Source organism: Promicromonospora citrea, from assembly GCF_013004695.1.
Taxonomy (GTDB): Bacteria; Actinomycetota; Actinomycetes; order Actinomycetales; family Cellulomonadaceae; genus Promicromonospora; species Promicromonospora citrea.
Genome location: NZ_JABEMG010000128.1, coordinates 1 through 12,943 on the forward strand (window position 1 = coordinate 1; position 12,943 = coordinate 12,943).

Genomic DNA, 12,943 nt, shown 5'->3' on the forward strand with positions numbered 1-12,943 from the left:
CGCCGGCGGCGGGCGGCGTCGTGCCCTGAGCGCGTGCAGCGGGCGGGATGGACGGCGGCCGGTCACCGGCCTGCGCCGGGGGCGTCGCGGGCCGGGCCGACTGGCCCGGCACAGGCCGCGCCTGTGGCGGCACCGGCTGTCGCGGCGCGCTGCCTGGGCGCGTCGGAGACAGGCGGGGAGGAGTCGTCGGGGCAGGAGGGGTCCCCTGCTTCTCGTCTGACGTCGGCTCGAGCGAATCGTCACGCTCGGTCGGCTGACCCATCGGCACGCTCCGTGCAACTACCCGAGACGCGGGCTCTCCGCGTCGTCCAGGGCGCACCGGACCTGCGGCGGAATCCGCTGGACGGGGCCGCCCTCCGGGCATCCTATCGACCGAGAATCCGTCTCAAGCGCGCGTACCGGACGTCCCGAGGTGGAGGTTGTGTATCAATCCTGCCGGACGTCCTCCGGGTGCGCTCGGCGCACCGTCCGACGAGGCGCTGACCTCAGGCGACGTGCCGCCGGGGCCGGGCAGGCACCTCCGCGAACCAGGACGCGGGCAGGAACGCCACGACCGCCAGCAGAGCCACCCCGGCGTACGACCACACGAGGCCGAGGACACCGGCGGGGACGACGACGTCGCCCCCCGAGCCCGGCAGGGACAGCACCTGGACGATGCCGACCCAGCCCACACCGAAGCCCAGGAGCGTGCCGTAACCGGCCCAGGCACGGGCGAGCACGCCCGACGCCGCCGTGAGCGCCAGGGCGAGCACCAGGCCCAGGTACCACGAGTCGTCGCCGTACCGGTGCACCACCGTGCCCAGCGCGCCCATCACGACCCCCAGCAGGACCGCGAGCAGCGTGCGCAGGATGGTTCGTCCGAGGTGACGTCCGGATGAGTTCACCCCCGCATTGTCCAGCATCCGCCTGGGAGGCCTCTGCGATGTGGAACACTCCGGCGGGTGAACACGCTCCAGGCACAGACGCGGCTCGTCGTCCGCCAGCGCATCCGGATGATGGTCAACCAGTACGAGGTGCGCGGGGCGCTGCCCGACGGGTCCGAGGGCGAGCTCTACGCGTTCGCCCAGCAGAAGCGCATGGCGTTCCGCGAGCAGGTGACGCTCTACACCGACGACAGCAGGCGTGAGCCCGTGCTCGGCTTCAAGGCCCGGCAGATCATGGACCTCGGCGCGACCTACGACGTCGTCGACGCGGCGGGCGCCCCCATCGGCTCGTTCCGCAAGGACTTCGCGCGGTCGCTGCTGCGCAGCACGTGGCACCTGGAGCAGCCGGGCCACGCCACGCTGACGGGCGCCGAGCGCAGCACGGCCGTCGCGCTGCTGCGCCGGTTCACCGACCTCGACTGGCTGCCGTACCACTTCGACTTCGTGGTCGACGGGCGCGTGGCGTTCTCGGTCGAGAAGAAGTGGGGCCTGCGGGACCGCTACGTGGTGGACATCCACGACGCCGGGCTGGACCGCCGGCTCGTCACCGCCATGGCGATCGCGCTCGACGCCCTCCAGGAGCGCTGACCCGGTACGTCTCCGTCGCGAGGATCGGCGCCAGCACGCCGTTGGACAGGGCGTACCACCCCGCGACCTCACCGTCGGGCCGCGGCAGCGCCGTCGCGTGCTGCACCTGGGTCGCGTGCGCACGCAGGGCACCGACCACCCGGTCGAGCACGGGCCGCACGTCGACGCGCACCACCTCGGCGACGTCGAGGTCCTCGACCGCGAACGGCGGCAGGTCCTCGTCCGGGTCCGGGAACGTGAGGCCGTGCGCCGCGGCGAGGGCGCGCGCGTCGGGCAGCCCGGCGAGCGTCGCCCGTGCCGCGCGCACGACGGAGGCGGGCGCGACCGCCTGCCACAGCTCCGCCCCGGCCCACGGCTCGCCGGCCCGCCCCGTGCCGCCGGGACGCCACGCCGGGTCGGCGGCGAGCTCGAGCGCGCGCACCGTGACCGCATGCGTCCGCACGTGATCCGGGTGCCCGTACCCCCCGCCCGGCTCGTACGTCGCGACGACGGCGGGACGCCGCTCGCGCAGCAGCACCGCCAGCCGCCCGGCCGGCTCGTCGAGCGCCACGCGGGCGAACGCCGTCGGTGGCGAGTCGGGTGCCGGGCCCGCGACACCGGGGGCGACCCACGCCATGCCCGAGTCCTCGTAGCCCGGATGCCGCTCGCCGTCGGGGCCGGACAGCCGGTCGAGGAAGGCGTGCTCGATACCGTCCGGGCCGTCCCCGAGCGCCGTCAGCGCGGCGGCCAGCTCGGTCTCGCGGTAGGCGCCGAGCGCCGGACCGTCGCCCTCGAGACCGGCGCGGCCCTCCGACGTCGTGCCGGGCAGGGCGATGACCTCACCGCGCTCGCCGCGCGTGCACGTCACGACGCACACGGGTCGCCCGCCCGCCGCCCAGGCGGCGAGCAGGCCCCCGGTGGACAGGCTCTCGTCGTCCGGGTGCGCGTGCACCCCCACCACACCCCCGGAGACGCCGAGTGCTGGATCCTCGCCCTCTCCAGGGATTCGGGAGGGCGAGGATCCAGCACTCAGCGACACGAGGCGGGTGGGGTCAGGCGCGCTTGGCGCGGGCAGCCGCGCGGGCGCGCTCCGTGGCGTCCAGCGCCACCTTGCGGATGCGGACCACCTCGGGCGTCACCTCGACGCACTCGTCCTCCTGCGCGAACTCCAGCGACTCCTCGAGCGTGAGCTTGCGCGGCGGGATGAGGTTCTCGAAGCTGTCGGCGGTCGAGGACCGCATGTTCGTCAGCTTCTTCTCCTTGGTGATGTTGACGTCCATGTCCTCGTTGCGGGAGTTCTCGCCGACGATCATGCCCTCGTAGACCTCCTGCGTGGGGTCGACGAAGAACGAGCCGCGCTCCTGCAGGTTGATCATGGCGTACGGCGTGACGACGCCCGCGCGGTCGGCCACCAGGGAGCCGGTGTTCCGGGACTCGATGGGGCCGTGCCACGGCTCGTAGCCCTCCGAGATGGAGGACGCGATGCCCGTGCCGCGGGTCTCGGTGAGGAACCGGGTGCGGAAGCCGATGAGGCCGCGCGCCGGGACCATGAACTCCATCCGGACCCAGCCCGTCCCGTGGTTCGACATGGTCTCCATACGGCCCTTGCGCTGCGCGAGGAGCTGCGTGACCGAGCCGAGGTACTCCTCCGGCACGTCGATCGTCATGCGCTCCATCGGCTCGTGCACCTTGCCGTCGATGGTCCGGGTGACGACCTGCGGCTTGCCCACCGTGAGCTCGAAGCCCTCGCGGCGCATCTGCTCGACGAGGATGGCGAGCGCCAGCTCGCCACGGCCCTGCACCTCCCACGCGTCCGGGCGCTCGGTCGGCAGCACCTTGAGCGAGACGTTGCCGATGAGCTCGGAGTCGAGGCGGTCCTTGACCTGGCGCGCCGTGACCTTGTGGCCCTTGCCGCCCTTGCCCGCCAGCGGCGAGGTGTTGATGCCGATGGTCATCGAGATGGCCGGGTCGTCGACGGTGATGAGCGGCAGCGGCCGCGGGTCGTCGAGGTCCGTGAGGGTCTCGCCGATCATGATGTCGGCGATGCCGGCGACCGCGACGATGTCGCCCGGACCCGCCGACTGCGCCGGCACGCGCTCGAGCGCCTTGGTCTCCAGCAGCTCGGTGATCTTCACGCTCTGCAGGCTGCCGTCGTGCCGGGCCCACGCCACGGTCTGGCCCTTGGTCAGGGTGCCGTTGTGGATCCGCAGCAGCGCGAGGCGGCCGAGGAACGGGGACGCGTCGAGGTTGGTGACGTGCGCCTGCAGCGGCATGCCCTCCTCGTACGTGGGCGCGGGGATCTTCTCGAGGATGGTCGCGAACAGCGGCTCGAGGTCCTCGTTGTCCGGCAGGCCGCCGTCGGCGGGCTGCTCGGTCGAGGCACGGCCGGCCTTGGCCGACGCGTAGACGACCGGCACGTCGAGGATCGCGTCCAGGTCGAGGTCCTCGACCTCGTCGGACAGGTCGCCGGCCAGGCCGAGCAGCAGGTCGGTGGTCTCGGCGACGACCTCGCTGATGCGGGCGTCGGGCCGGTCGACCTTGTTGACGACGACGATGACCGGCAGCTTCGCGGCCAGCGCCTTGCGCAGCACGAAGCGCGTCTGGGGCAGCGGGCCCTCCGACGCGTCGACCAGCAGCACGACGCCGTCGACCATCGACAGGCCGCGCTCGACCTCGCCGCCGAAGTCGGCGTGACCAGGGGTGTCGATCACGTTGATCGTGATGCCGTCCGGCTGCCCGCCGGCGGCGGCCGCGGGGCCCGCGTACCGGATCGCCGTGTTCTTCGCGAGGATCGTGATGCCCTTCTCACGCTCCAGGTCGCCGGAGTCCATCACGCGGTCGTCCACCTGCTGGTGGGCGGAGAACGCTCCCGCCTGCCGGAGCATGGCGTCCACGAGCGTGGTCTTGCCGTGGTCCACGTGAGCCACGATCGCGACGTTGCGCAGGTCGGATCGGGTCGCGCGGGCCGAGGTCGGCGCGGTTGCAGGCACGGTCACGGAGCACTCATTTCCAGAAAGGGAGGTCAGGGGGCGCGGACCCTGGTCCTGGGGACCCGTCTCGCGGCAGCACCATCTTACCCGCGAATCGAAATCCCCAGGTGTCGCCCGCATCACTCCCTGTTGCGCCGAGGTAGTCACGTGGCGAGGTAGTCACGGGGCGAGGTAGTCATGGGGCGAGGTAGACAGACAGCGAGGTAGTCACCCGTCTGGGTGACTACCTCGCTGCGTGACTACCTCGCCAGGTGACTACCTCGGCGGGAGGGGTCAGGCGCCGATCTCCAGGCTGGCGCCGGGGATGGCTGCCAGGAGGTCGCGCGTGTACTCCTGCTGCGGGTTGTCGAACACCTCGTCGGTGGTCGCGTGCTCCACGATCCGCCCGTCCTTCATCACGGCCACGAGGTCCGCGATCTGCCGCACGACGGCGAGGTCGTGCGTGATGAACAGGAAGGACAGCCCGAGCTCCGCCTGCAGGTCGTTGAGCAGCGTCAGGATCTGCGCCTGGACCAGCACGTCGAGCGCCGAGACGGCCTCGTCGAGCACGAGCACCTCGGGCTTGAGCGCCAGCGCACGCGCGATGGCGATGCGCTGCCGCTGACCACCCGACAGCTCGTTCGGGAACCGGCGCATCGTGGCCTGCGGCAGCGACACCATGTCCAGCAGCTCGCGCACCCGCTTCTCGCGCGACTTCCGGTCGCCCACGCGGTGCAGCGCGAGCGGCTCCTCGATCGATCGGAAGATCGAGTACGTCGGGTCCAGCGACCCGTACGGGTTCTGGAACACCGGCTGCACGCGCCGGCGCAGCGCGAACTGCTCCTTGGCGGACATCGTGGCGACGTCCTTGCCGTCGAACTGCACGGTGCCCGACGTCGGCTCGAGCAGGCCCAGCACCATGTTGGCCGCCGTCGACTTGCCGGAGCCGGACTCGCCCACCAGGGCGAGCGTGCGGCCCTTCGGCAGCGCGAAGTCGATGCTGTCCACCGCGGTGAAGTCGGTGTGCGCGCCCGGGCGCGAGCCCCGGATGTGGAACACCTTGGTGAGGTCCTTCGCCACGACGACGTCGGGCGCCGCCGTCGCGGACTCGTCGGCGTGCTCGGCGAGCAGGTCCTCGGCCTCGGTGCCGCGCGCGTGCGCGGACTGGATGCGGCGCGAGGCCAGCGACGGCGCGGAGGCGACGAGCCGCTTGGTGTACTCGTGCTGCGGGTCCTTGAGGATCTGCAGCGCGGGCCCCGACTCGACGACCTTGCCCTTGTACATGACGACGAGGTGCTCGGCCCGCTCGGCGGCCAGGCCCAGGTCGTGGGTGATGAACAGGACGGCGGTGCCGAGCTCGGCGGTCAGGCCCTCGAGGTGGTCCAGGATCTTCTTCTGGACCGTGACGTCGAGCGCCGAGGTGGGCTCGTCCGCGATGAGCAGCTTCGGCCGTGAGGCCAGACCGATCGCGATGAGCGCGCGCTGACGCATGCCGCCGGAGAACTCGTGCGGGAACTGCCGGGCGCGGCGCGCGGCGTCGGGCAGGCCGGCCTCGCCGAGCAGCTCGGCGACGCGCGCGGTGCGCTCCGCCTTGCTGCCCTGGAAGCCGTTGGCCACGAGCGCCTCGTCGATCTGCGTGCCGATGCGCCACACCGGGTTGAGGTTGGACATCGGGTCCTGCGGCACGAGGCCGATCTCGCGACCGCGCAGGTCCTCGACCTCGCGACGCTTGAGCCCGACGAGCTCGCGCCCGCCGAACGTGATGGACCCGCCGGTCACCTTGCCGGTGCCGGGCAGCAGGTCGATGATCGCGTGCGCCGTCGTCGACTTGCCGGAGCCCGACTCGCCCACGATCGCCACGGACTGACCCGGGTAGACCGTGAGGTCCACGCCGCGCACGGCCTCGACCGTGCCGGTCGCCGTGGTGAACGAGATCCGCAGGTCCTTGATGTCGAGCAGCGGCGAGCTGTCGTCGCGCTTCTCGGCGGGCACCGGGGCGTCCTCGGTGGAACCGTCGGTGAGGGTGATCGTGGTGGTCATCGCTTCCTCGCCTTCGGGTCGAGCGCGTCGCGCACGACGTCACCCAGCATGATGAAGCCGAGCACCGTGAAGGCGAGTGCGGCGGCCGGGTAGAACATGATCTCCGCGTTGGTACGGATCGACGAGCGGCCCGCGGACAGGTCGCCACCCCAGGAGACGGTCGACGGGTCCAGGCCGATGCCGAGGAACGTCAGCGTCGCCTCGGCGACGATGAACGTGCCCAGCGCCACCGTGGAGTACACGATGATCGGCGCGGCCGAGTTCGGCAGCACGTGCCGCCACAGGATGGCCGCGCGGCTCATGCCCAACGCCTTCGACGCCGTGACGAACTCGTTGTTCTTGACGCTCAGCACCGCACCGCGGGTGATACGGGCGATCGTGGTCCAGCCGAACGACGCGAGCACCAGCGCGACCGCCAGCGCGCTGCGCGACGGGACGATGCTCAGGATCACGATCGCGGCCAGCACGAACGGCACCGCGAAGAAGATGTCCGTGAGGCGCGACAGGATCGTGTCCAGCCAGCCGCCGTAGTAGCCGGCGACAGCGCCGATGACGGTGCCGATGACGACGACGAACGCGGTGGTCAGCAGACCGACCAGCACGGAGGCCTTCGCCCCGAACAGCGTGCGGGTGTAGATGTCGCAGCCGTTCTTGTCGGTGCCGAAGAAGTGCTCGCCCGACGGGGGCAGCAACGAGTTCGCCAGGCTGCACCCCTGGCGCGGCAGCTGCGAGGTGAAGAGGCCGGGCACCAGTGCCACGACGATCACGACGAGGATCATCGCGACCGACACCCAGAACAGCGGGCGGTGGCTCATCTCTCGCCACGCCTCGCGCCACATGCTCGACGGCGCCTCGTCGGTCGAGACGGCGTCGACGACGCCGACCTTCACGTCCTCCGGTGCGGCCACGTAGTGGCCCTGGCCCGGACGCGGGGCCTTCTCGTAGCGGTTCTCAGGCATAACGGATCCTCGGGTCCAGGACGGCGTACAGCAGGTCCACGAGCAGGTTGGCGACGATGTAGACCAGCACGATGACGGTGGACATCGTCACGATCGTGACGGACTCACCGCGCGAGATCGCGTCGAACAGCGTGCCGCCGACGCCGTTGATGTTGAAGATGCCCTCGGTGACGATCGAACCCGTCATCAGGTTGCCGAGGTCCACGCCGATGAAGGTGACGACGGGGATCAGCGAGTTGCGCAGCACGTGCCGGTTGACGACGCGGCCGCGCGACAGGCCCTTGGCTCGCGCCGTGCGCACGAAGTCGGCGGTGACGTTCTCGATGACCGAGGTGCGCGTCAGGCGCAGGATCTGCGCGAACGAGGTCGTCGCCAGCACGACGGCCGGCATCAAGAGGCTCACGACGTCGGGATCTCGCCCCGCGGTGACGGGCAGCCAGTCGAGCTGGACGCCGACGACGATCTGGAGCACCAGACCGGTGACGAACGTGGGCAGGGCGATGAGCAGGAGGCTCAGGACGAGCACCGTCGAGTCGAACAGCTTGCCCTTGCGCAGACCGGCGAACAGGCCGAAGCCGATGCCGAACACCGTCTCGATCAGCAGCGCCATGATGGCGAGCTGGAAGGTGATGGGCAGGGCGTCCGCGACCACCTCCGACACCGGGCGGCCCGTGAAGGTGTTGCCGAGGTCGAAGGTGAAGATGCCCTTGAGGAAGTACAGGTACTGCACGAAGAAGGGCTGGTCCAGGTGGAACTGGGCCCTGATCTGCTGCTGCACGGCCTCGGGCAGTCCTCGCTCGCCGCCGAGGGCTGCCACCGGGTCACCCGGTCGCAGGAACACCAAGGCGTAGAGGAGCAGGGTGGCGCCGATGAACACAGGGATCACCTGCAGGAGTCGGCGTCCGAGATACCAAAGCATCGAGATTCTCCTTGGGCGGTTTCAGCGAACCATTGTCCCGGACAGGCCAGGGGCGGTGCGCCGCACACAGTGGAAGGCGGGGTACACGCGTCGCGCGTACCCCGCCTCACCTGGAGCGTAGCGTCACGCCGGTCGCCCGGGCGTGATCAGGCTCACTCCGACTTGGTCACCTGGTACAGCAGCGGGTCGCTGTCCCACCCGAAGACCACGTTGTCCACGTTCTCCGACCAGCCACCCGTGGCGTTGTTGTACCAGAGCGGGATGCCCGGCAGGTCGTTGAACAGGATGGTCTCGGCCTCCTTGTAGAGCTCCACCGCCTCGTCCGGGTCGGACGCGCCGTTGGCCTCCTTGAGCTTGTCGTCGAACTCCTTCGACGAGTAGCCCATGTCGTTCGAGCCGGCACCCGTGCCGTAGATCGGGCCGAGGAAGTTGCTCATGGCCGGGTAGTCGGCCTGCCAGCCACCACGGAAGAGGCCCTTGATCTCGTTGTTGTCACGAGCGTCGAGGAACTCGTCGAACGTCGGGTACGCGTCGAACTCGCAGTCGATGCCGAGCGTGTCGCGGATGCCGTTGCAGGTCGGGTCGATCCAGGACTGGTGGTCGCTGTCCGCGTTGGACGCGATGTACAGCGGCTCGTCGCCCCACGGCTCGATGGCCTCGGCCTCGTCCCAGAGCTTCTTGGCCTCGTCCGGGTTGAAGTCGAGCACCTCGCTGCCCTCGACGTCCTCGCTCCAGCCGCTGATGACCGGCGAGGTGAAGTCGGAGGCGGGCGTGCGCGAACCGGAGAAGACCGTCTCCGTGATCTGGTTCCGGTCGATCGCCATCGAGATGGCCTGGCGGCGCATGAGGCCAGCCTCGCCCTGGAACTTCTCGTTGTACTCGGGCACGTTCATGACCTGGACCACCGCGGCGGGCTGGTTGACCGCGCGCTCGCCCAGCTCGTCCTCGAAGGTGCCGAACGCGGACGCCGGAACGTTGGTGACGATGTCCAGGTTGCCGTCGAGCAGGTCGTTGTAGGCCGAGTCCTCGTCGGTGTAGGCGACCAGGTCGACGCCACCGTTCTGGACCTCGCGCTCACCGGCGTACGACTCGTTGGGGCGCAGCTCGATGAGCGCGTTGTGCTCCCAGTTCTCCAGGACGTACGGGCCGTTGCCGATCGGGGCCTCGCCGAACGCCTCCGGGTCGTCGAAGAACGACTCGGGCAGCGGGTAGAAGGCCGAGTAGCCCAGCCGCAGCGGGAAGTCGGACTCGGGCTGCGCGAGCGTGACGACGAACTCGGTGTCGGAGACGACCTCGAGGCCGGACAGCTCCTCGGCGGCCGGGTCCTCACCGGTCGGCTCGCCCGCGTCGTCCGTGGGCACCTGCACGTCCGCGAAGCCCTCGATGGGCTCGAAGAAGTAGCTCAGGTTCTGGGCGTTGGGGCCGTAGGCGCCGTAGTTCCAGGCGTCGACGAAGCTCTGCGCCGTGACCGGGGTGCCGTCCGAGAACGTCCAGCCGTCCTTGAGCGTGATCGTCCAGGTCTTGTTGTCGTCGGACTCGATCGACTCGGCCACCTCGTTGTGCACGACACCCTCGGCGTCGTAGTACACGAGGCCGGCGAAGACGTTGCTCGTGACCTTCGACCCGAAGGTCTCGTTGGTCATGGTCGGGATGATCGGGTTCTGCGGCTCGCCGTTGCCGACGGAGACGATGCCCGTGCTGGCGTCGCCCTCGCCCGTGTCGTCGCCGCCGCCGTTGCCGCCGCAAGCGGTCAGCACGAGCGACGAGGCCAGCGCGAACGCACCGAGCCCCACAAGTCGCTTACGAGGTGTCACGTGTCCTCCTGGGTAGCAGTACACCCCGGACCGACGGACGCCGTCCGGAGTGATGCGGGCGCTTCCTTGCGCCCCGTGGTATCACGACCTAACGTAACCGCTCCACGCAGATGGTGATGACCACCACCCCCGAAACGCCACCGAGTTGTGACCATCTCGGTACGAGCGGGTAACACCGGGTAACAGTTCTGACCAGGCGGTTCTCACAGCCGTAACACAGTCGCCGTGAGGCCTCCCACCAGGAAATTCACCCGTTGCCCCGGTCTACCACCGTACCGTCGCGCAGCTCGAGCACGCGGTCGGCACGGGCCATCAGCTCCGGGTCGTGCGTCGAGACGACGGCGGCCACGCCGCGCTCGTGGACGACCCGCGCCAGCAGGTCCATCACCACGGCGGCCGTGCCGGAGTCGAGCTGTCCCGTCGGCTCGTCGGCGAGCAGCACCTCGGGCTCGGCGACCAGCGCGCGGGCGATGCCGACGCGCTGCTGCTGGCCGCCCGACAGCTCGTAGGGGCGCTGCCGGGCGTGCCCGCCGAGCCCGACCGCGTCGAGCGCGTCGGCCACACGGCGGGCCCGTTCGGCCGGAGCGGTGCGGCGGAGCCGGAGCGGGACCTCGACGTTCTCTGCGGCCGACAGCACGGGCACGAGCCCGAACGACTGGAAGACGTAACCGATCCGGTCACGCCGCGCGGCGAGCACGTCCCGCTCCCCCAGCGCCGTCAGCTCGGCGTCGCCCAGCCACACGGTGCCCGCCGTCGGCCGGTCGAGGCCGCCGAGCAGGTTGAGCAGCGTCGTCTTGCCCGAGCCGGACGGTCCGCGCACCACGAGCAGCTCGCCCGTCGCGACCTCGAGCGAGGCGTCGGTGAGGGCGTGCACCTCGCCCGCGCCCGTGCCGAACACGCGCGTGAGCCCCTGCGCGCGCAGCACGGTGCGGGCGGGGGTGCGGGCGGGTGTCGTGGTCGGGGCGCTCATCGGTCCTCCTCGGTCGGGCGCTGGGCGGCGGGCCACACGCCCACGTGGTCCGGCTCGAGGGCGAGCCGCACCCGGTCGCGCAGGTCGAGGGCCTGCACGAAGTCCTGCGGGAGCTGGAGCCGGCCCACCCGGTCGACGACCGCGAACTCCTCCGCGACGTGCCGCTCGGCGCCGTCCTCGTCGAGCTCGGTGCGGCGCAGCGTCTCCGTGGAGGTGCGGCCGTCGCGGATCTGGATCGTGCGTGCCACGTGCTCCGACACCGTCGGGTCGTGCGTCACGACCAGCGTGGTCACCCCGGTCTCCCGGTTGACGCCGCGCAGCGCCTCCAGCACCTCGACCGACGTGGCCTCGTCGAGCTCGCCCGTCGGTTCGTCGGCGAGCAGCACCCGCGGGTCGTTGGCGATCGCGACCGCGATCGCGGTCCGCTGCTGCTCGCCGCCCGACATCTCCCCCGGCCGGCGGTCGGCCGCGTGCCCCACCTCGAGCAGGTCGAGCAGGTCCGTGACCCGCCGGGCCCGCTCGCGCCGCGGGAGCGTGCCCGCCAGCTCGAGCGGGAGCCGCACGTTCTCCGCGGCCGTGAGGTAGGGCAACAGGTTGCGGGACGTCTGCTGCCACACGAACCCGACCGTCGCGCGCTGGTACCGCACCCGCTCGGCGTGGCCCATCGTGAGCAGGTCCGTCCCCGCCACCACCGCCGAGCCGCCGGTCGGGGTGTCCAGCCCGGAGAGGATGGTCAGCAGCGTGGACTTGCCGGAGCCCGACGCCCCGACCACGGCGACGATCTCCCCCGGCTCGACGGTGAGGGTGAGGCCCTGCAGGGCCTGCACCTCCACACCGTCTGTCGCGAAGATGCGCACCAGGTCGACGCACCGGATCTCCCCGCCACCCACGAGGCGCGACGGCGTGGCCGCGGCCCCGTCCGTCAGCTCGATGGTCGTGCTCATCGCGTACTCCTCCTCGGTCCCTGCATCAGTCACCGCTCCCCATCCGGAGCTGGGCGGCCACCTCGCCGCGACGCCCCAGCGCCGCCGCCACTCCGACCGCCACCAGGACGACGGCGACGAAACCCACCGCCGCGGCCCCCAGCAGCACCGGGTCGTACTCCGGCGCGGGCTGGACCGCCCCGCCGGTCAGCGCCGTCACGTCGACCGCCGCGAGCACGAGCCACGGCACGGCGACGCCGAGCACCGCGCCCACCAGCAGCGCGATGACCGCCCACGGCCCGATCTCCCACCCCACCAGCCCCCGACCCTGCCGCGGCGACAGCCCGAGCGTCTGCAGCACGGCCAGCAGCCGGGCGCGCGCGGGTGCCGCGAGCATGAGCGTCATCACGACGGCGGCGGCGCTCAGCAGCCCCGCGAGCACGACGGCCAGCACGAACGCCACGACCAGCCCGCTCGAGACCGGGGCGGCGAGCATCGCGGCCGCCTCCTGGTCGGGGTCGTCCACCACCGCCGACGGCAGCAGCTCCTCGATCTGCGCCGAGACGGCCGCACCGTCGGCGCCGGCGGACAGGCCGACCAGCGCGAGGCGTGCCCAGCCGGTCTCCCCCGTGGCCTCGGCCAGACGACCGGTGTCGGCGAGCACGAGCGCGCGCCCACCGGGCAGCCCCGGCAGCTCGTCGACGACGTCGACCACGTGGACCGGGACGCTGCCGCCCTGGACCGCCAGCGTGATGCCGGTGGTGCCGGGCGCCACGCCGGGCTCCGCCGCGGCGTCGGTGAGGATCACGGGCACCGCGCCGTCGGGCGCCGGGCCGGTGAGCGCGGCCAGCGTCGCGGG

Annotated in this window: 11 protein-coding genes; 1 reads left to right on the forward strand and 10 read right to left on the reverse strand. The window is 71.4% G+C overall.

The features are described from left to right. Positions 1–485: 485 nt before the first annotated feature. Positions 486–884, reverse strand: coding sequence for a hypothetical protein (locus HLB15_RS19070; protein ID WP_171107603.1), 399 nt, complete (start codon positions 882–884; stop codon positions 486–488). A 57-nt stretch (positions 885–941) separates the two neighbouring features. On the opposite strand from HLB15_RS19070, the gene HLB15_RS19075 reads away from it, so the two are divergent. Then, positions 942–1,511: an LURP-one-related family protein gene (locus HLB15_RS19075; RefSeq protein WP_229785370.1), complete on the forward strand. Its 570-nt coding sequence runs from the start codon at positions 942–944 to the stop codon at positions 1,509–1,511. Here the strand turns inward: HLB15_RS19075 and HLB15_RS19080 are convergent. The 9 genes from HLB15_RS19080 to HLB15_RS19120 all read right to left on the reverse strand — a co-directional run. Further along, positions 1,468–2,442 (reverse strand): PIG-L family deacetylase, encoded by a 975-nt coding sequence (locus HLB15_RS19080; RefSeq protein ID WP_229785378.1) that lies wholly within the window; start codon positions 2,440–2,442, stop codon positions 1,468–1,470. The genes HLB15_RS19075 and HLB15_RS19080 overlap by 44 nt on opposite strands. A 100-nt stretch (positions 2,443–2,542) precedes the next feature. After that, positions 2,543–4,486, reverse strand: a complete 1,944-nt coding sequence (gene typA, locus HLB15_RS19085) for a translational GTPase TypA (RefSeq protein ID WP_373291098.1) — start codon at positions 4,484–4,486, stop codon at positions 2,543–2,545. Positions 4,487–4,753: 267 nt separating this feature from the next. After that, complete coding sequence (locus HLB15_RS19090) at positions 4,754–6,499, reverse strand: dipeptide ABC transporter ATP-binding protein (protein ID WP_212760095.1); 1,746 nt, start codon at positions 6,497–6,499, stop codon at positions 4,754–4,756. Next, positions 6,496–7,458: an ABC transporter permease gene (locus HLB15_RS19095; RefSeq protein WP_171107605.1), complete on the reverse strand. Its 963-nt coding sequence runs from the start codon at positions 7,456–7,458 to the stop codon at positions 6,496–6,498. Before HLB15_RS19095 ends, HLB15_RS19090 begins: the two co-directional genes overlap by 4 nt. Continuing rightward, entirely contained in the window at positions 7,451–8,377 is a 927-nt protein-coding gene (locus tag HLB15_RS19100) for an ABC transporter permease (protein WP_171107607.1), read from the reverse strand. The genes HLB15_RS19095 and HLB15_RS19100 overlap by 8 nt, the downstream gene beginning before the upstream one ends. Positions 8,378–8,529: 152 nt before the next feature. Next, a complete protein-coding gene (locus HLB15_RS19105) occupies positions 8,530–10,191 on the reverse strand; it encodes a peptide ABC transporter substrate-binding protein (protein ID WP_171107609.1) in 1,662 nt (553 codons plus the stop codon). 247 nt (positions 10,192–10,438) lie between these two features. Beyond that, positions 10,439–11,161 carry an ABC transporter ATP-binding protein gene (locus HLB15_RS19110; RefSeq protein ID WP_171107612.1) on the reverse strand — a complete coding sequence of 241 codons (723 nt, stop codon included), beginning with the start codon at positions 11,159–11,161 and terminating at the stop codon, positions 10,439–10,441. After that, positions 11,158–12,105 (reverse strand): ABC transporter ATP-binding protein, encoded by a 948-nt coding sequence (locus HLB15_RS19115; RefSeq protein WP_229785380.1) that lies wholly within the window; start codon positions 12,103–12,105, stop codon positions 11,158–11,160. The genes HLB15_RS19110 and HLB15_RS19115 overlap by 4 nt, the downstream gene beginning before the upstream one ends. 25 nt (positions 12,106–12,130) lie before the next feature. Beyond that, a partial coding sequence (locus HLB15_RS19120) for an FtsX-like permease family protein (RefSeq protein WP_311979595.1) occupies positions 12,131–12,943 on the reverse strand: 813 nt, incomplete at its 5' end.

Bases quoted from the DNA above. Each gene is read 5' to 3' on its own strand.
- HLB15_RS19090 (WP_212760095.1), bottom strand. From the start codon at position 6,499: ATGACCACCACGATCACCCTCACCGACGGTTCCACCGAGGACGCCCCG.
- HLB15_RS19095 (WP_171107605.1), bottom strand. From the start codon at position 7,458: ATGCCTGAGAACCGCTACGAGAAGGCCCCGCGTCCGGGCCAGGGCCAC.
- HLB15_RS19100 (WP_171107607.1), bottom strand. From the start codon at position 8,377: ATGCTTTGGTATCTCGGACGCCGACTCCTGCAGGTGATCCCTGTGTTC.
- HLB15_RS19110 (WP_171107612.1), bottom strand. From the start codon at position 11,161: ATGAGCGCCCCGACCACGACACCCGCCCGCACCCCCGCCCGCACCGTG.
- HLB15_RS19115 (WP_229785380.1), bottom strand. From the start codon at position 12,105: ATGAGCACGACCATCGAGCTGACGGACGGGGCCGCGGCCACGCCGTCG.